The sequence below is a fragment of the Lentzea sp. NEAU-D7 genome (assembly GCF_026242055.1).
In the GTDB taxonomy this organism is placed as follows: domain Bacteria; phylum Actinomycetota; class Actinomycetes; order Mycobacteriales; family Pseudonocardiaceae; genus Lentzea.
In genome coordinates, this window is the sequence record NZ_JAPJDL010000014.1 from 201,233 (window position 1) to 219,765 (window position 18,533).

At 69.7% G+C, this 18,533-nt stretch carries 15 protein-coding genes; 2 read left to right on the plus strand and 13 right to left on the minus strand.

Annotated features, from left to right (window positions below):
* Positions 1–32: 32 nt before the first annotated feature.
* Complete coding sequence (locus ORI60_RS27050) at positions 33–1,028, minus strand: ABC transporter substrate-binding protein (protein WP_266040811.1); 996 nt, start codon at positions 1,026–1,028, stop codon at positions 33–35.
* A gap of 210 nt (positions 1,029–1,238) precedes the next feature.
* Between ORI60_RS27050 and ORI60_RS27055 the strand changes: the two genes are divergently transcribed.
* Both ORI60_RS27055 and ORI60_RS27060 read left to right on the plus strand, forming a co-directional pair.
* The gene (locus tag ORI60_RS27055) at positions 1,239–2,396 is read left to right on the plus strand and encodes a 4-hydroxybenzoate 3-monooxygenase (protein ID WP_266040849.1); all 1,158 of its coding nucleotides are present in this window, start codon (positions 1,239–1,241) and stop codon (positions 2,394–2,396) included.
* A gap of 174 nt (positions 2,397–2,570) precedes the next feature.
* Positions 2,571–3,251 carry an IniB N-terminal domain-containing protein gene (locus ORI60_RS27060; RefSeq protein ID WP_266040812.1) on the plus strand — a complete coding sequence of 227 codons (681 nt, stop codon included), beginning with the start codon at positions 2,571–2,573 and terminating at the stop codon, positions 3,249–3,251.
* A gap of 156 nt (positions 3,252–3,407) precedes the next feature.
* On the opposite strand, the gene ORI60_RS27065 is transcribed toward ORI60_RS27060, so the two are convergent.
* From ORI60_RS27065 to ORI60_RS27120, 12 genes are all read right to left on the minus strand, one after another.
* Positions 3,408–4,208, minus strand: coding sequence for an ABC transporter ATP-binding protein (locus tag ORI60_RS27065; protein WP_266040813.1), 801 nt, complete (start codon positions 4,206–4,208; stop codon positions 3,408–3,410).
* On the minus strand, positions 4,192–4,959 hold the full coding sequence (locus tag ORI60_RS27070) for an ABC transporter permease (protein WP_266040814.1): 768 nt from the start codon (positions 4,957–4,959) through the stop codon (positions 4,192–4,194). The genes ORI60_RS27065 and ORI60_RS27070 overlap by 17 nt, the downstream gene beginning before the upstream one ends.
* Positions 4,956–5,534, minus strand: coding sequence for an ABC transporter permease (locus ORI60_RS27075; RefSeq protein WP_323055948.1), 579 nt, complete (start codon positions 5,532–5,534; stop codon positions 4,956–4,958). The genes ORI60_RS27070 and ORI60_RS27075 overlap by 4 nt, the downstream gene beginning before the upstream one ends.
* 246 nt (positions 5,535–5,780) lie before the next feature.
* Positions 5,781–8,513: a helix-turn-helix domain-containing protein gene (locus ORI60_RS27080; RefSeq protein ID WP_266040816.1), complete on the minus strand. Its 2,733-nt coding sequence runs from the start codon at positions 8,511–8,513 to the stop codon at positions 5,781–5,783.
* 116 nt (positions 8,514–8,629) lie between these two features.
* Complete coding sequence (locus ORI60_RS27085; RefSeq protein ID WP_266040817.1) at positions 8,630–11,344, minus strand: helix-turn-helix domain-containing protein; 2,715 nt, start codon at positions 11,342–11,344, stop codon at positions 8,630–8,632.
* A gap of 171 nt (positions 11,345–11,515) precedes the next feature.
* Positions 11,516–14,257, minus strand: a complete 2,742-nt coding sequence (locus tag ORI60_RS27090) for a hypothetical protein (RefSeq protein ID WP_266040818.1) — start codon at positions 14,255–14,257, stop codon at positions 11,516–11,518.
* Positions 14,258–14,427: 170 nt separating this feature from the next.
* The gene (locus ORI60_RS27095) at positions 14,428–15,162 is read right to left on the minus strand and encodes a pseudouridine synthase (RefSeq protein ID WP_266040819.1); all 735 of its coding nucleotides are present in this window, start codon (positions 15,160–15,162) and stop codon (positions 14,428–14,430) included.
* Entirely contained in the window at positions 15,155–16,018 is an 864-nt protein-coding gene (scpB, locus tag ORI60_RS27100; protein ID WP_266040820.1) for an SMC-Scp complex subunit ScpB, read from the minus strand. The genes ORI60_RS27095 and scpB overlap by 8 nt, the downstream gene beginning before the upstream one ends.
* A complete protein-coding gene (locus ORI60_RS27105) occupies positions 16,015–16,845 on the minus strand; it encodes a segregation and condensation protein A (protein ID WP_266040821.1) in 831 nt (276 codons plus the stop codon). Before ORI60_RS27105 ends, scpB begins: the two co-directional genes overlap by 4 nt.
* Complete coding sequence (locus ORI60_RS27110) at positions 16,842–17,165, minus strand: hypothetical protein (RefSeq protein ID WP_266040822.1); 324 nt, start codon at positions 17,163–17,165, stop codon at positions 16,842–16,844. Before ORI60_RS27110 ends, ORI60_RS27105 begins: the two co-directional genes overlap by 4 nt.
* Positions 17,162–18,085 (minus strand): ParA family protein, encoded by a 924-nt coding sequence (locus ORI60_RS27115; protein WP_266040823.1) that lies wholly within the window; start codon positions 18,083–18,085, stop codon positions 17,162–17,164. The genes ORI60_RS27110 and ORI60_RS27115 overlap by 4 nt, the downstream gene beginning before the upstream one ends.
* A 102-nt stretch (positions 18,086–18,187) precedes the next feature.
* Positions 18,188–18,517: an ArsR/SmtB family transcription factor gene (locus ORI60_RS27120; protein ID WP_266040824.1), complete on the minus strand. Its 330-nt coding sequence runs from the start codon at positions 18,515–18,517 to the stop codon at positions 18,188–18,190.
* Positions 18,518–18,533 lie beyond the last annotated feature (16 nt).

An 18,533-nucleotide genomic window follows, 5' to 3' on the forward strand; every position in this document is an offset into this window, starting at 1 on the left:
CACGGCCTGATCACAGCCACCCGCGCTGTTCGTCAACTGCCGGAGGGCTGGATGAGCATCGGCTTGACGTCGAGCTCCTTGTCCAGCATCCCGTACCGCTGCATCAGCTGGACGACGCGCTGCAGACGCGTCGCGTCGAGCGTCGTCGGGAAGGCGCCGAAGTGGACAAGACCTGCGGTTTCCTTGTCGACCTTGGCGTACTCGACGAGCAGCGGCTCGACCGTGGGACGGTCGGCGGCGTCGGCCTGGCCCTTGGCCATCGCGCGCTGGAAGGCGGCGACGGTCTTGGGGTTCTCCTTCGCGAAGGCACCGGTGGTCGCGTAGCCCGCGATCGGGATGTTGTCGGTCGGGCCGGCCGCGGCGTCCAGCACCTTGATCTGACCGGCGGCGCGCTGGGCGCGGGTGATGAACGGCTCGACCATGAAGGCCGCGTCAACGGTCTTGTTCTGGACCGCCGCCTGCATGTCCGGGAACGGCATCTCCTTGAACTTGACCGAGTTCACGTCCACGTTCGCGGCCTCGAGCGTGGCCTTCGCGGTGAGCTCCGCGATGTTCTTGAACGTGTTGATCGCGATGGTCTTGCCGGCGAGGTCGGCAGGACTCTTGATGGCCGAGTCACCGGCCGCCAAGATCAGGAACATGTCGGGTTTCGCCTGGTAGCCGTCGGAGATGAGCTTGATTCCTTCGACCGCCTTGGCGGCGTCCTTCGATTGGGCGGCGAAGAACGAGACCCAGTTGCCGAACGTGAAGTCCAGCTCCTTGCTGACCAGGCCGGGGATCGCCGCGGCTCCACCCTGGATGACCTTGAGGTCGACCTCGAGGCCTTCGGCCTTGAAGTAACCCTTCTTGATCGCCACGTGGACGGAGGCCACGTCGAGGATCGGCAGGACCCCCAGGCTGATCTTGGCCTTCTCGACCGGGCCGCTGCTGTTCGCATCGGCCGGGGGTGCTTGCTCTTTGCCGCCGAGCGCACCACAGCTCGCCACGGTGGCGAGCAGCGTGGCAAGGGCGATGCCACGGATGGCCATACGGCGGACTCTTCGAGTCATCGGGAGCACTCTCCTGTCGGAGCGGTGTCGTCGTTGCGGGGAAGGATCGCGACGGTCAACCACTCAGAGTAATGGCGCTGCTCCAAAAGACCCCAGTTGACCGACACGAGCAGGTTCCAGTCAACTACCTGCGGTGAGCATCTAAGCACAGCAGGTCTAGGGCTAGGAGAACCCCAGTTGAAGCGCTCCGTGACCGTTGTCGGCGCAGGGCCGGCCGGTCTGACCTTGGCAAACTTGATCCAGCAGTCAGGTATCGACTGCGTCGTGCTCGAAAAAGCTAGTCGAGCCCAAGTGGAAACACGAGCACGGGCAGGAGTCCTGGAGCATCGCTCCGTGACCATGTTGGAGTCACTCGGTCTGGCAGATCGTTTGCTGATGGAAGCAGACCGTCACGGAACGTGTGAATTCCGCGTGAGCGGCCAGGCGTTCCAGGTGTCGTACAGCGACCTCTACGGCGGCCGCGAACACTACGTCTACCCCCAGCAGGAAGTGGTCAAGGACCTCATCGGGGGATTTCTGGACAGAGGAGGTGACATCCGGTTCTCGGTCAGCGACGTGGAGTTGCGGGAGCTGACGTCCTCCCGCCCGTCGGTGGCCTTCACCAGCGCAGACGGGGTCCGGGAGACCATCACGAGCGACTTCGTCGCGGGGTGCGACGGATTCCACGGCGTGAGTCGTGCGTCCATTCCTGTGGGAGCGCTCTCAGAATTCACGCACCAGCACGGCATCGAGTGGCTCGCCATTCTCGCGGAAGCCCCTCCGTCGACTAAAGCCATCATTTACGCGCTGCACGAAGACGGATTCGCCGGACACATGTTGCGGTCCCCCACGGTATCCCGCTTCTACCTTCAGGTACCGGTCGGAACCAATGCTTCGGATTGGTCCGACGAACGGGTCTGGGAAGCTTTGCACAAACGTTTCACGCTGCACGACTCGCAGTGGGCGCTGACCGAAGGAAAGATCATCGAGAAGCGCGTTCTCGACATGCGCAGCCATGTGGTCGAGCCGATGTCCTACGGCCGGCTCTACCTCCTGGGTGACGCAGCCCACATCATCACCCCGGTCGGCGCCAAGGGCATGAACCTCGCCATGAACGACGCCGCAACCTTCGGACGTGCGCTTATCGACTTCTACGCCACCGGATCCGAGACCGGTCTCAAGACCTACTCGGAGGACTGCCTGCGCCGCGTCTGGAGGGCACAGGAATTTTCCCAGTGGATGGTGAACATGATCCACACCGATGTGAGCTCGCCGTTCTTCGGACGGTTGGCCCAGGCGAGGCTGGAGCACCTGGCCGAGTCCCCCGCCTACCGCGCCACCTTCGCGGAGAACTACGTCGGTCCCTGATGGGTAAAAATCAGCCCTAGAGGGTGAGATCCCCGCTCCCCTAACGAGTGAAACCGATCCCCTAGGGACCTCGTCACGTCACGATCTGGGGCCAACTCCCGATGCCGGGGGGTGTCGTTCATCCATACGGTTCATCACGACATCCCCCGATCCACCTACAGGAGCTTGAGTTCCATGGGCACCCAGCAGACGCTGCACGACTTCACCCTCACCCTGCTCGGCGACCTGGACGCCCGCGAGGCGTTCCAGCTCGACCCGGAGGGCACCCTGCAGGCCGCCGGGCTGGGCGACATCTCTCCGGTCGACGTCCACGAGATCCTGCCCCTGGTGCTCGACAGCGCGTCCGTCGTGAAGATCGACGCGATCGACAAGGTCCTGGTCGAGGCGGGCGACCTGACCGCCGTCGACAGCCTCAAGCTGATCACCGGCGACCTCGAGGGCGTCACGGGCATCGCCGGCATCGCCGCCCCCACCGCGATCACCGCGCTGGTCACGGACTTCGACCACATCGGCGACGTGACCGGCACCCTCGACGCCGTGAACGCCAACGAGGTCGTCACGACCGTCACCGGCGTCGCCCACGACAACTCCGTCGTCACCGAGGTCACCGACGTGGTGAACGTGCACGACCTCGACACCGACGTGCTGGTGAAGGACGTCGTCGGCTCGGTGGACGTCGATGTCAAGGACGTCCTCGACGTGACCGACAACGTCACCGGCAACGTGGTGCAGGACGTCGCGCAGGTCGGCGACGTGCACACCGACCTCGGCCAGGTCATCGGTGACGTGAAGCTCGGCGACGTCGACGTGCTCGACGGCGGCGTCGGCAACGGCGACATCGACATCCACCTCTGAACGTCCCCGTGACCGCACGACGGGCGCTCAGCGCTCTGCCCCCGAGCGCGGGCGTCCGTGTGCTCCACACAGTGTCCACATCCTCCTGCGGGCACTGAGAACGCAGCAGAGCCCCGGACCGCGGCGGGTCCGGGGCTCTGCTGTCCGTTGCGACTGTCAGGACGAGACGGTCTCGCTGAGCGATTCCCGTTCCGCCGCGGCCCACTTGTCCACGTCGAGGGTGGGCTTGCCGCCGACGTTCAGCAGCCGGGCCACCTTGGACCGCAGCGCCACGAAGGCCTCGTCCGTCCGCGTGGTCACCTGGTCGCGCTCGGCGGGCAACGGCACCTCCAGGTCCGCCACCAGCTTCGCGGGCGAGCCGGAGAGCACCAGGATGCGGTCACCCAGGTACACCGACTCGTCGATGTCGTGCGTCACCACGAGAACGGTCGTGTCGTGCTCGCGACGCACTCGGAGCAACAGGTCCTCCAGCTCGAACCGGGTCTGCGCGTCGACGGAGGCGAACGGCTCGTCCATCAACAACAATGCCGGCCGGTACGCCAGAGCACGCGCGATCGCCACACGCTGTTGCATGCCACCGGAAAGCTGCCACGGCCGCTTCTTGGCGGCCGCCGAGAGACCCACCCACGCCAGGGCCTCGGCGGCGCGGGCGCGGCGTTCGGCGCGCGGCAGGGAGCGCAGCGGGAACTCGACGTTGCCCTGCACCGTCAGCCACGGGAAGAGCGATCGCTGGTAGTCCTGGAACACCACCGCGAGGTGGGAACCGTGGAGGGACACGTCACCGCGGGAGGGCGCGATGAGTCCCGAGATCGTGCGCAGCAGTGTGGACTTGCCGCACCCGGAGGGTCCGACCACGCACACCAGCTCTCCGGCGCGGACGTTGAACGTGAGGCCGCCGATGGCCTCGTAGTCACCGTAGGTGTGGCCTAGGTCGGCCACCTCAAGCATGTTGCTCATCCCTGCTCCTCGGTTGCCAAGCCAAAGCCCTGCGTTCCACCGCCAGAAGCGCGGTGTTGAGTCCGTAGCCCAGCACGCCCAGCAGGACGATGCCGGCCCACATGCGCGTGTAGTCGAACTCGCGCTGTGCCGTCATGAGTTGTGAACCGATGCCGTTGTCCGTGCCCACGAGCTCGGAGATGACCATCAGCACCAGGGAGAGCGACAGCGACACCCGCAGCCCGGCGAAGATCTTCGGTGAGGCCGCGGGCAGCACCACCCCGAGAACCCACTGGTGACGAGGGATCCGGAAGACCGCGGAGGTGTCCACTTTGGTCACGTCGACGGAACGGGCACCGTCCACGGTGTTGAGCAGCACCGGCCAGATCACGCCGAAGACGATGGTCGCGAGCTGCATCGACGTGCCGCCCCTGAACAGCAGCAGGAACACCGGCACCAGCGCGGGCGGCGGGATCGAGCGCAGGAACACCAGCAGCGGTCCCGCGTACTCCATCGCCCGGTCGGAGCGGCCGAGCAGCAGGCCCAGCGCCACGCCGACGACCGAGGCGATCGCCCAGCCCGACAGCAGCCGGCCGATCGACGGCAGGATGTGCTCGGTGACGTTCTGCGGCTCCAGGACCCACCACTCCCAGGCCGCCGTCACGATGTCGGACGGTGGTGGGAAGAACGGGTCGTCGGCCGCCATGCCGGCCAGCTGCCACACGACCAGAAGACCGGCGAACACGGTCCACCGTTGAAGGAACTTGTTCACCAGGCCACCCAACGCCGGCGGACGCGCTCGAGACCGCTGTTCAGCAGGACGCCGATCGCGCCCGCGACCACGGTGCCGACCAGCACCTGGTCCATCCGGCCGGGCCCGCTGCGGGCCTCCATGATGAAGTAGCCGAGGCCGATCTGGCTGCCGGCCATGAGCTCCACGCTCACCATCACGATCAGCGCCGTCGTCGCCGCGAGCCTGATTCCGGTGAGGACGAACGGCAACGCGCTCGGCAGCGCCACCCGGAACAGCACGCCGACACGTCCCGTGCCGAAGACGCGTGACGTCTCCACGAGCAACGGGTCCAGTTCGTCGAGCGCGTAGATGGTGTTGAACAGGATCGGCCACAGTGCCGCGTAGACCGCGAGCGTGATCTTCGTTTCCGGGCCGAAGCCCAGCACCACGAGCGCGAGCGGAATCAGTGCCACAGAAGGGATGGGACGCAGGAACTCGATGACCGCCCTGGTCGCGTGACGCACGGCCGGGACGCTGCCGAGGACCAGTCCACTCGGCACGGCGATGGCGATGGCGATCGCGATGGCGATCAGCACCGCCAGAACCGTTGCCACGACATGACTGATGAATTCCGAGGATGTCAACTGCACGACCAGCTCACCGAACACGAGGGACGGTGGTGGCAGCGCATCCGCGGGTAGAAGGGGAGAGCGTCCTAAGAGCTCCCAGAGCGCGAGGAACCCGGCAATGCCGATGAGTCCCCTTGTGAACGCACGCACTCGGTCACCCTAGAGAGTGGATCTCCAGTTCACAATGCGTGCACGCTCAACTCCGGGTTGTTTGCCCCACATCGCGGCGGTTCAGCAGACCTCCACGCGCGCCACTTCGCCGAAGCTCTTCACCCATTCGGAGTCAGTGAGCCTCGCTCCGTCTTTTTCACACATCCTCTTGATGATGCGGCCGGTGTCGAGGTCGTACGGCAACAGCTCCGGATCCTGGCCCCCGCTGCGCACCAGGAAGTCGCGGTTCTGCGGCCGGTACACCGCACGCGTCGAGTTGCCGTGCCCGACGACGTACACGAGCCGGTCCGCCGGACGGTCGCTCGTGTAGAGCTGGTGGACCTCGAAGACGTTGTCGCGGACCACGGCCACGCGGCCGTCATCGGAGAACGTGACCCGGGCTCCGGCCCGCAGCGCCGTGTCGAGCCGTGCGCGCAGCACGGGCGTGCCACTCGGCACGCGCTGCCACACCTCGACGATCGACTCCGGCGCGGAGTGCTCGACGGCGAGCCAGCGCCCGTCACCGCTGTAGGTGATGCTGCGGGCGTACGCGTGCTGGGAGATCGGCGGGCCCGCGGACTCGGCGGTGCCGCCGATGCTCCAGAACTCGATCGTCGTGGTGCCCGTGACCGAGTCCCAGACACCGGTCGCGAGCTCGCGGCCGTCCTGGCTCAGCGCGACGGTGCCGGGGTTGCTCACCGGCATCGGGAGCTTGCGGGGGCTGCGCGGGTCGCTCAGGTCGTAGAGCTCCGCGTACTCGGACTCGTCCGGCGTCGGGAGCCCGACCTCGACCGAGCTGCCGACCTTGCCGACGAGCCGGGACCCGTCCGGGCTGAGGTCGAGCGTGCGGAACCGGCTGGGCAACGCCGTCAGGTAGGTGATGTCGTTCGCGTCGTTGACTGCCCACAGGTGTTCTTGGCCGATGAAGTCCCTCGTGACGGCACGGCGTTCTGCGAGCTTCACGACCCGATGGCGGTCGGCGAACTTCTTGCCGGGCGACGCCTTGCCGTCGTCGATGCCCCACATCCGGTCGGTGCCGTCCTCGTCGGTCACCGCCGCCATCTCCCCGCGCGGGGCGACCACCACGTCCGCGTCGTCCTTCGGCGTGCCGGTGAACGGGATGCCGCTCGCGACCGCGTTCGCGAGGCGCAGCACCTTCTCGGCCTCGGCCGACGGGCTGACCTCGTAGCCGACCAGCGCGTACTTGTCGGCGTACGGCCGGCGTTGCTCCAGCAGCGCCTCGGACTGCGACAGGGCCTTGCCGCCCAGCGCCCTGTCGTTCATCTCGGTGAGCTTGCGTTCGTTCGAGAGCGCGTAGACGACGGTGCCGGGCACCAGTGCGATCAGCACCGCCATGACCGCGATCAACGCCGTCGAGCGGCGCGTCTCGCGCCTGGTGCTCATGTCGACGAACCGGCGTTCCTGCAACGTCAGGAAGTCGCCGAGGTCCTTGGCCTTGCGCAGCCGCACGCCCCGGTAGAGCGCCAGCGGGTCGCGGTCGCTCGCCTCCCACAGCTCGATCGCGGTGACGAGCTGCTCGTGCGTCCTGAGGTTCTCGCGCTCCTCGTCGATCCACCTCGCGAGCCTCGGCCAGCGCAGCACGGCGTCGTGGGTCAGCTCGACACCGTCCTCGGTGGCCGTCACCAGCCTCGCCTTCAGCAGCAGGCCGAGCAGGCGGGGGTCGACGTCCAGCAGACGGTTGCGGCGTTGCACGATCCCGTTGCGCGGCACCGAGACGAGCCTCAGGAACAGCTGCCTGGCCGCGCGCTGGTCGGCCTCGCCGAGCCCGGCGAAGAAGGTCTCGGCGGACTGCGTGACGACGTGCTCGATGCCGCCGGACTCCTCGAAGCCGGCGAGCGACAGCGTCATGCCGCGCTTGCGCCGCCACGTCTCGACGAGCGCCTGCTGCACCAGCGGCAGCGCGTGCTGGTTCGCGGCGTCGGCGACCAGTCGCGCGATCACCGCCGTCTCGACGGTGGCGCCGATCTTGGCCGCGGGTTCGGTGATCGCGCGGCGCACCTGGTCGGCGCTCATCGGCTCGATGGTGATCTCGGCGGCGTCGACGCCCTGGTCGTGCCAGCGCCGCCGCTCGTCGGCGCGCACGGAGAGCACGACGTGGGGGCAGCGGGTCACGGCGGCGACGAAGTCGTCCGCGTCCAGCGCCCGCTCGAAGTCGTCGACGAGGAGCACGAGGCCGGGGCGGTGCTGGCGGATCCGCAGCCGGAGGTGGTCGGGGTCCTGCCGCAGCTCCTCGGCCAGCCGGCTCTCGGTCGTGTTCTCGAAGACCTCGGCGAGGGCCGCGGCGAGGTCCTGGACCGGGTCCTGCCCCGGCGTGATCACCACGGCGTCGTCCAGGGCGGGCAGCAGACCGGCCCGCAGCAGCGACGTGCGGCCCGATCCGGAGGCGCCGAAGACGACGGTGACGGGCGTCGCCCTGACCGACTCGACGACCTGCTCGACGAGGCACTCGCGGCCGAAGAACCGCTTCGCGTCGGCCTCGGTGAAGGGCTCGCCGCCGGGGTACGGAGCGTTCGGGTGCAGCGGCTGGCTGTGCTCAGCGGCGAGTTCGCGCCACCGCTTGGTCCAGGAGGCGGGATCGGCCTCGCAGGCCCGCACGAACGCGAGCGTCAGCGCGAGTGAGGGCAGCTTGCGCCCACCGGCCGCGTCGGACAACGCGGTCGGCGAGTAGTTCGCGCGCCGGGCCAGTTCGCGATAGCTCGGTTTGCCTGCCTGGTCACGCAGTCTGCGCAGGTCACCGGCGAACCGCAGCAGCGCGGTGTCCTCCGGACCCAGCGGACGTTCCCCTCTTGGCATGCCGCCTCCTGGCCGGATTGTCCACCAGAGGTTTGCCCTCCGTCTAACGGACCGCTAATCGCTCACCATCCGGACGTGCGCTTCGTGATCGTTCCACCACTCCGGTGCTGGGACTTTCAGCCGCGGCACGGCGGGGTGAAGTCCAGATCACCGAAGTACTGCTCCCACTCCTCGCGGCTCATCCGCGGAAAGGCCTGCTCACAGATCCTCACCGCCGGGTCGCGCGGGTCGGCGTTCCACAGCCGCACCGCCCGGTCCGCACCGCCTGTCACGACCTCGTCACCCTTCGGCGTGAGGCCGACCGCGGTGACCGGCCCGGTGTGCCCGCGCAGCAGGGCCTGCTCGACCGGTTCGCCGTCCCCGAGCCGCCAGAGCCTCACCAGCCCGTCGTCGGTGGCGACCGCGACCTGTCCCGCGGTGAGCCGGGCGGAGGTGACCTCGCCACCGCCCGACCGGACCACGGCGCGCAGGACCGGGTCGCGCGGGTCGGCGGTGTCCCAGAGGTGAACGGCGGTGCCGGCGGTGGTCATGAGGCGGTCCGCGCCGGCGAACTGGGCACCGCGGGCGAACTCCCTGGTCAGCGACAGGAGCTTGACGTCGCGCGGGTCGGTGACGTCGACCAGGTGCACGGCGTGGCCGGTGGTGACGGCGGCGAGCACCTGGCCGTCCGGGCGGAACGACATGCCCGCCAGCGGCCCCAGGCCCGGCTGGACGGTGGTGAGCAACCTCGGGCGTTCGCGGCGCAGATCGGTCCAGAAGCTCAGGGCGCCGTCCGCGCCGGTGGTGACGAGGGTGCCGCCCTGCCAGGCGATCGCGGTGGCGCGCACGGGAAGCGGGGCCAGTTCGCGCGGCTTGCCGAGGGAGACGTCGACCACGTGCACGGTGCCGTCCTCGGCGGCGGACGCCAAGAGGCCGCCGGCCGCGTCCATCGCGAGCGCGGTGACGGCACCGGAGTGCCTGGTGGCGTCGTGGGAGGTGCGTGGGGACGGCAGGTCGTCCAGCGCCGTCAGCACGACCGCCCCGTCGCGGTGCCCGGTCGCGACCTGCTGCCGGGTCGGGCCGACCGCCAGCGCGGTGACGTCGGACTGCGCTTCGCGCAGCACCTGGGACGGCACGTCCTCCTGCCTCAACCCGTTGCGCGCCTGGGGCAACGGCACGAGCCGGTAGGCGGCGAGCGCGACCTGCTGCGCCAGGGCGGGGTTCGTGGAACGCAGGGCGGCGGCCTCTCCCACTGCCGTCAGCACGGCCGCGTTGGCGCGTTGCTCCTCGGCGGCGATGCCCGCCCGCAAAGCGAAAACGGTCGAGCTGACGGCGACGACCACGAGTGCCGCGAGCGCGGCCAGCAGCTGGCGCTGCCGGCGGGTGCGTCTTCGGGCGCTCGCCGACACCTCCTGCTCCGCGGCCCGGCTCGCGGCGAGGAAGGCGCGTTCGGCGGCGTTCAGGGAAAGTCCTCCGGGGACGTTCACCAGGCGGCGTCCCCGCCACAGCGCACCGGGGTCGCGGTCGAGCGACTCCCACGTCCGCGTGGCGTGCGTGAGTTCGCGCTGCGCCTTGATGTTCTCGCGGTCCTCCTCGACCCAGCGCTGGAGCGTGGGCCAGCTGCGGATCAACGCCTCGTGCGCCAGCTCGACGCCGTCGCGGTCGATCACGACGAGCCTCGCCGCGGCCAGCGCGACCAGCACCTCGTCGTCGGCTTCGAGTTCGGACTGCTGCGCGCGGCGCTGGGTGCCGTCCGCGGTCACGAGCCGCAGCAGGATCTGCCTCGCCTGCTCCTGCCCGGCCGGGGACAGCCAGTCGAACGCCTCCTGCGCGGTGCGGGCGACGGCGTGTTCGAGACCGCCCACCTCCTCGTAACCGGCGAGCGTCAGCGTCATGCCGCGCCGGTGCTGCCAGGTCTGCGCAAGCGCGTGCGACAGCAACGGCAGCACCGCCGCCTGCCCGACCGCGTCGGCCATGAGCCGTGCCAGCAGCGCGGTCTCGACCTTGGCTCCCACGGCCGCCGCGGGTTCGGTGATGGCGAGGCGGAGCTCGTCGGACGTCATGGGGCCGAGGAGGAGCTGCGCGCCTTCGAGGGCGTCGACCAGCTCGGGGTACTGGGCGCAGTGACCGTGGTAGTCGGCCCGCACTCCGATGACGACCTTCGCGCAACCGAGGAGCGCCTCGATCAGCCACCGGCGGAGCTCTTCGTTGCGGCACAACGTGAACAGCTCCTCGAACTGGTCGACGACCACGAGGTGCGGATGCCTGCGGCGGAGTTCGCGGGGGTCCTCCAGTTCGCCGGCGAGCGCGGCCGCCTCCCCGCCGGTGAGCCGGGCGAGCGCGATCGCGCACTCCTCCACGGGGTTCGCGCCGGGCGTGAACAGCAGCACCGGCTCGCGGGTGCGGGCGATGAGTCCGGCTCGCAGCAACGAGGACTTGCCCACACCGGACGGTCCGAAGACGCCGGTGCAGCGGTTCCGGGTGGTGAGCAGCTCGGCCGTCAGCCGCTCGCGCCCGAAGAACTTCGGCGCGTCGCCGGGCTGGAACATCGCGAGCCCCACGTACGGGTTGTCGTTCGCCTCACGGGGTTCGGACTCGACGACCGCGCGCCACCGCCGCGCCCACTCCTCCGGATCGGCGTCGCAGGCCTTCGCGTACGCCTTGGTGACCGCGAGGCTCGGCAGCTTCCGCCCACCGGCCGCCTCCGACAGCGCCGCCGCCGAGTAGTGCGCCCGCCGGCTCAGTTCCCGGTAGGTGGGGCTGCCCGCACGCTCCCGCAGCCGCCGCAGATCCGCCGCGAACCGCAGGAGACCGCTCTCGCCCTCGTCGAGAGGGCGTTCCCGTCTCGGCATCCCGTCATTGTTCAGAGAACTTTGTTCAGCGGCCAACACATGACCGTGAACAACCCGTTCGCCCTAACGTCGAGGCGGACACATCTACGGGGAAGACCCGGTGCTCGCGCCCCGAACCGGCGCCGGAGTGGCCGTGGGCGGCCCGCGCACGGCCGCCCACGGCTCACGCACTCAGCACACGGGCACCCTTGCCACGTCAGGGAAGTAGCGCCGCCACTCGTCGTCGCTCAACTGGATCTCCCGCTCCCGGCACAGCCCGTTGCGGACCTTGTCCAGGCTGGTGCCCAGGGTCCAGGTGGACTGGCCGCCGTCGATGACGGCGAAGGCCTTCTCGCGCGTCCGGTAGCGCAGCCCGTCCGGTCCCCGGAACGCGCCGAAGGATCCCGCGTTGACGGCCTCGCCCTCGCCGCCGACGTCCCAGACCTCGACGGCGTTCTTGCCCAGCACGGCGATCTGCCGGTCGTCGGCGCTGAAGGCGAACTGCGCGGTGAAGTCCCCCGGCACCCGCGGCACCGTCACCCGCACCTGTGGTGACGCGACCGACATGTCCCAGACGTCGATCCTGCTCGCGGACCGCAGCGCCAGCCGTTCCCCGTCGTTGCTGATCGCGGACTCGATGAACTCGTTGGGGACTCGCATCGTCCTGTCCTGGCCCGGCTCCCCGTCACCGATGTCCCAGATCCGCAGCGTCTTGTCCTCGACGCTGTCCGCCCACTCCAGCAGGGCCAGCTTCCGGCCGTCCGGGGCCACTTCGACGTGCGCCACCCGGTTCGACGGCAGCGCGAACTCCCGTGGACTCGCCGGATCCCGCAGGTCCCAGACGGCCGCACGCGCGTCCGGGCCGTTGCCGCGCAACGTCGTGGTGACCAGCCACGTGCCGGCGCGGTCGACGTCGACCCAGACGTCTCCCCAGCCGAACGGCAGCACACCGACCTGCTTCGGCCGGCCGGGATCCGCGACGTCCCAGATGCCCGTCACACCGGACCTCTCGAAGGCGAAGACGCGCCGGTCGTCGGCGGTGAGCACGGCCCTGGCGACGTCGGTGCCGATCGCCGGACCGCTCCTCCCCGCGTCGTACCTGCTCGCGATCCTGGCCGGGCCGGACCTCCCGGTCACGACGAACAACTCGCCGTCCGTCTGCATCGTGGAGGACCCGTCGGCGAGTTCGGGTCCGGCCGGCGTGTTCTGCGCCAGTCTCGCCGCGTCGGCGTTGAGCACCGCGTCGCGCGCCGCCTGGCCGGGCGTCACCGCGTACGCGGCGAGGGCGAGACGCGCGGCCTGCAGCGGATCGGCCGGGATCAGCCGCATGACCTCCGTCGCGGCACGGCCCGCCAGCGCGTCGTTGCGCTGCTGCGTCGCCTCCCGCGTCTTGGCCACCGCGAACACCGCCGTGCCGGCCAGCAGCAGCACCAGGACCGACAGGACGCTGATCACCGCACGGGCCCGGAGGGTGCGGCGACGACCGGCTGCCTGGCTCGCGGTGAGGAAGGCGCGTTCGGGTTCGGTGAGATCGGTGGTGTCGAGGTCGGCGGCCTGGGCCAGCCGCGCCCCCTTGTAGAGGAGGTCGCGATCGCCGCCCCACCCGGCGGCGGCCTCGGTGAGCTGGTGGTGGACGCGCAGCTTCTCGCGGTCCTCGGCGATCCAGTCGCGCAGCCGCGGCCAGGAGCGGATCAACGCCTCGTGGGTGAGCTCGGCGTGCTGTTCGGTGAGCGTCACCAGCCGGGCGTTGGCGAGCCGGTCGAGCACCTCGGCGTCGAGGTCCTCGCGGTTCGCGCGCCGCTTGGTGTCCTCGGTGCCGTCGCCGAGCGCGATCAGGCGCAGGAACGTGCGGCGGGCGGTCTGCCGCTGTTCCTCCGTGAACTGCGAGTGCACGGCCTCGGCGGTGCGGGCGATGGCGTGCTCGACGCCGCCCGCCTCCTCGTAGCCGACGAGCGACAGGGTCATGCCGCGGCGGCGGTGCCAGGTCTCGACCAGGGCGTGCTGGACGAGCGGCAGGGCGGCCGCCTGCCCCGCGACGTCGGCGACCAGGCGGGTGACCAGGGCCGACTCGACGGTGGCACCGACGTGCCGGGCCGGTTCGACGATGGCGCGGCGCAGTTCGTCGGTGGTCAGCGGGCCGACGAGGAGCTGGGCGCCTTCGAGGGCCTCGACCAGTTCGGGGTGGCGGCCGATGTGGCCGTAGAAGTCGGCGCGGACGCCGATGACCACGTGCGGTGCCGCGACGAGGGCCTGGACGAACCAGTCGCGCTGCTCCGGGCTCGCCAGGGTGAAGACCTCCTCGAACTGGTCGACGACCAGGACGAGGCGCTCGTCGTGCTGCCTGATGAGCAGGCCCAAAGCCGCGGGGTCGGTGAGCTCGCTGTGCAGGACCACCGCGGAGTGCCCGGTGAGCTGCGCGAGGCGGACGGCGCACTCGTCGAGCGGCTGCACACCGGGTGTGAGCACCAGAGCCTGGTCGAGCCGCGGCAGCAGGCCGGCGCGCAGCAGTGACGACTTGCCCGAGCCGCTGGCGCCGAAGACACCGACGAGCGGACGCGTCCGCGTGAGTTCGAGGAGCTTCGCGGTGAGCTTCTCGCGGCCGTGGAAACGCTCCGCGTCTTCCCTCTGGAACGCCTTGAGGCCCACGTACGGCGCTTCACCCGCGGGGGCGGGCGGCGCGGCGATGTCGCGCCAGCGCTGTTCCCACTCCCGCACGTCGCCGTCGCAGGCCTTCACGTAGGCGAGCGTGACCGCGAGGCTCGGGAGCTTCTTGCCCCCGGCCGCGCCGGACAGCGTTGCCGCCGAGTAATGCGCGCGTGAAGCGAGTGCGCGGTAGGACGGTGTACCCGCCTCGTCGCGGAGCTTCCTCAGATCGGCCGCGAACCGGCCGAGCTCGCTGTCCGCGCTCTCCAGCGGGCGTTCGGTGCGTGGCATGTCGATCTCCCCCTGAGACCGATTGTCCACACCCTGTTGTTCAATCCGCACTTCCGACCCCTTACAACGTCGTCGCCGTAGCGTTCTCGTCGCAAGGTGAATGGGGATTCACCGCTGGTCGTCCCTCCGGTGTTCGGGCACCGGAGGGACGAGCGGGGTTCAGCTTCCGGTCACAGACCGACGAGCTTGTACAGCCCGCCGACCTCCTGGCGGTTCAGAACGCGCATCGAACCGGGCCGCTGGTTGCCGAGCGACACGTCACCGACCGCGACGCGGACCAGCGACTGCACCGGGTACCCGGCGGTCTCCATGAGGCGGCGGACGATGTGCTTGCGACCCTCGTGCAGCACGATCTCGACCAGCGCCTTGCCGGGCACGGCGCTGATGAGCTTGAAGGAGTCGACCTTGGCCGGTCCGTCCTCCAGCTCGATGCCCGCCTTGAGCTTCTTGTTGAGGCCCTTCTCGACCGGGCCGGGGACCTCGGCGAGATACGTCTTCTTGACGTTGTAGCTCGGGTGCATCAGCCGGTGCGCGAGCTCGCCGTCGTTCGTGAGCAGCAGCAGCCCCTCGGTCTCGGCGTCGAGGCGCCCGACGTGGAACAGCCGCTCCTTGCGGTTGCGCACCAGGTCGCCCACGCACGGCCGGCCCAGGTCGTCCTCCATCGTGGAGAGCATCCCGAACGGCTTGTTCAGCGCGATCGTGACGACGTCCTCGCGGATCTGCACCCGCAGCCCGTCGACGTGCACGACCGCGGTCTCCGGGTCGATCCGCCGACCCTGCTCGCGCACGACCTTGCCGTCGACCTGCACCCGCCCCTGCTCGATCAGCTCTTCGGAAGCGCGGCGCGAGGCGATCCCCGCTTGCGCGAGCACCTTCTGCAGGCGCACGCCCTCGTTCTCAGACATCGTCGATCGCATCCACTTCGGGCAGCAGCGGGGCGATTGGCGGCAAGTCGGCAAGTGACGACAGCCCCAACCGCTCCAGGAACAGTTCGGTCGTGCGGTACAGGATCCCACCTGTGTCGCTGTCGGTGCCCGTCTCCTCGATGAGCCCTCGTGCGACCAGGGTCCGGATCACACCGTCCACGTTGACGCCCCGGACCGCCGCGATCCGCGCCCTCGTCACGGGCTGCCGGTAGGCGATCACCGCGAGCGTCTCCAGAGCAGCGCGGGTGAGTTTCGCGCGCTGGCCGTCGAGCAACAGCTTCTCCACGAACGGAGCGAACCGGTCTCGCGTGTAGAACCGCCAGCCGTCCCCCGCCCTGCGCAGGTCGATGCCGCTGCCGGACTCGGTGTACCGGGTGGAGAGTCTACGGAGTGCCTGCTTGACCCGCTTCACCGGCTGCTCGAGAGCACTGCTGAGGGCGTCCTCGCCGATCGGGCTGTCGACGACCAGCAGGACCGACTCCAGTGCCGCGTCGAAGGTGGCGTCGTCGGCGAGGTCGGGCAGGCCGCTGTCCTCGATGGCCTCCTCCGGGGCCGCGGCGAGGAGCTGGGCCTCGAGGGTGGCGGCGTCCTCGGTGTCGGCCGGGTCTGGCTCGTCGAGCACGACAGCGGCGGGGGCGGCGTCGTCGAGCGCGGCGTCGGGCTCCGGTCCGGGTGGAACGTGGCCCGGCTCGGCCACCACCTCGGGCACCTCCAGCTCAGCCGAGGCGGGGGCGGCGTCGTCCAGCGCGGCGTCCGCCTCGGGCCCGGTGCCGTCGAACGCCGGCCCCGGCCTCTCGATCTCCGCCGCGTCCGGCCCGACCAGTGGCTCGCTCATCCGCCGTAGTCCTCGTCCTCGTCGCCGGCGTGCACTTGCGCCTGCGCGTCCTCCAACGTCCCGCCGACCCACGTCACCTGCAGCGGACCGAGCGGGTCCTCCTGCTCGAAGGCCAGCGACTTCTCGCGGTACAGCTCCAGCAGTGCCAGGAACCGCGCCACGACCTCCATGGTCTCGGTGCACTCGGCGACGATCTCCGAGAACGACGCGGTGCCCTTCTCGATCAGCATCGCGCGCAGCAGGTCGGCGGTCTCGCGGATCGACACGCGGTGCTGGTGGATGTGCGCGACGGACAGGGTCCGCTTCTGCTTGGGGCGGAAGGCCGCGGCCGCGATGAGGGCGAACTTGTCGGGGGTGACGCCGAGCATCACCTCGGGCAGCAGGCCCTCGAAGCGCGGTTCCAGCGACACCGAGCGCGGGTAGCGCCGGTACGCGCCCTGCTCCAGCTCGGCGAACAGGGCCGCGACCTGCTTGTAGGCGCGGTACTGCAGCAGCCGGGCGAACAGGAGGTCGCGTGCCTCCAGCAACGCCAGGTCGTCCTCGTCCTCGACGTCACCGGTGGGCAGCAGCCGGGCGGCCTTCAGGTCCAGCAGGGTGGCCGCGATGACCAGGAACTCGGTGGTCTCGTCGAGGTCCCACTTCTCGCCCATGCCGCGGAGGTGCGCGATGAAGTCGTCGGTGACCGTGTGCAGCGCCACCTCGGTCACGTCGAGCGTGTGCTGGGAGATCAGCTGGAGCAGCAGGTCGAACGGACCTTCGAAGTTCGTGAGCCGAACCTTGAACTTGCCGTCGTCAACCGGGGTCTCAGCAGGGGCCGGCTCTGTCACTGCTCGCGCAACCTGCGTACCAGCAACGACGCGTCACCGTGCGTTTCGAGGTCGTCCAGCACGATGGCGATCGCCTCGCGCACCACGCGGCCCCGGTCGACGGCCAGGGAGTGCTCACCGCGCAGCACGAGCCGTGCCTGTTCGAGGGCGAGGAGCTCCTCGTCGGACACGTAGACCGTGATCTTCGTGGTGTGCTTGGTGCGGCCGGAGCCTCGGCGTTGCTGCGGAGCCTGCTCGGACGAGGAGACCTCGGTGGAGGGCGCGGCAGCGGTCAGCCTGAACAGTTCCGCGGCCCCCGGTAGCGATGGGCGACGGTTCACCGGGCGATCACCTCGCGAGCCAGCGCGCGGTACGCGTTGGCGCCCGCGGATCGCGGTGCCCAGCGGGTGATCGGCTCGCCGGCCACGGTGGTCTCCGGGAAGCGCACCGTGCGGTTGATGACCGAGTCGAACACGATCTCGCCGAACGCCTCCACGACGCGGGCCATGACCTCACGCGAGTGCAGCGTGCGCGGGTCGTACATCGTGGCGAGGATGCCGGTGATGTTGAGCTTGGGGTTCAAGCGTTCCTTGACCTTCTCGATGGTGTCGATGAGCAGCGCCACCCCGCGCAGCGAGAAGAACTCGCACTCCAGCGGGATCAGCACACCGTCCGCGGCCGCGAGGGCGTTCACCGTGAGCAGGCCGAGCGAGGGCTGGCAGTCGACCAGCACGTAGTCGTAGTGGTCGATCACAGGACGAAGGGTGCGCACGAGCGTGTGCTCGCGGCCCACCTCCGACACGAGCTGGATCTCGGCCGCCGACAGGTCGATGTTGCTCGGCAGCAGGTCCATGTCGTCGACCATGGTCTTGCGGATCACGTCGGGAACGGCGGTGTCGTTCTCCATGATGACGTTGTAGATCGTGGTTTCCAGCTGGTGCGGGTGCACGCCGAGGCCCACGGACAGCGCGCCCTGCGGGTCGAAGTCGACGAGCAGCACCCGGCGGCCGTACTCGGCCAGCGCCGCGCCCAGGTTGATGGTCGTCGTCGTCTTGCCGACGCCGCCCTTCTGGTTGCAGACAGCCAGGATCTTCGCCGGACCGTGGTGCAGCAACGGCGGCGGATCGGGGATGTGGCGACGCGGTCTGCCCGTCGGGCCGATGCCGTCGACCTGCTCCGTGGCGACGTCGTCCACGGGCGCGGCGTGCGGGGCCAGGTTCAGGTCGGCACGGGGCGCGAAAGCGTGCTCCGGTGTCGACATGGCTGGCGTTCCCTCGTCTGGTCGTAGTCGTCTCTCCGGGCGCAGCGTAGGCCGCACCCGTGCGAGCGGCAACGCGCCTCGCCGGTGTTTGTCAAGACTGAGTTAGACCGAGACATCCGTTCGTGTTCGCCTGTCCGCCGCGGACAGCACCACGTCCAGCAGACCCGGGAAGAGAAGATCCAGGTCATCGCGACGCAATGACACCCAGCGCTGGTTTCCCCGGCAGCGTGTTCGGGTGATGCCCGCTTCGCGCAGCACGCGCAGGTGCTGGGAGAGGGTCGACTTAGCCACGTCCACCTCGAAGGCCCCGCACAGCCTCTCGCCGCTCGACTGGATCTGGCGCACGACCGCGAGCCTCGTCGGGTCGCTCAGCGCGTGCAGCACAGCGGCTAGATCAATGGCCTGCGGGGACGGCTCGTCCAAGTTCGGCACCTGCCCACCGTACCCG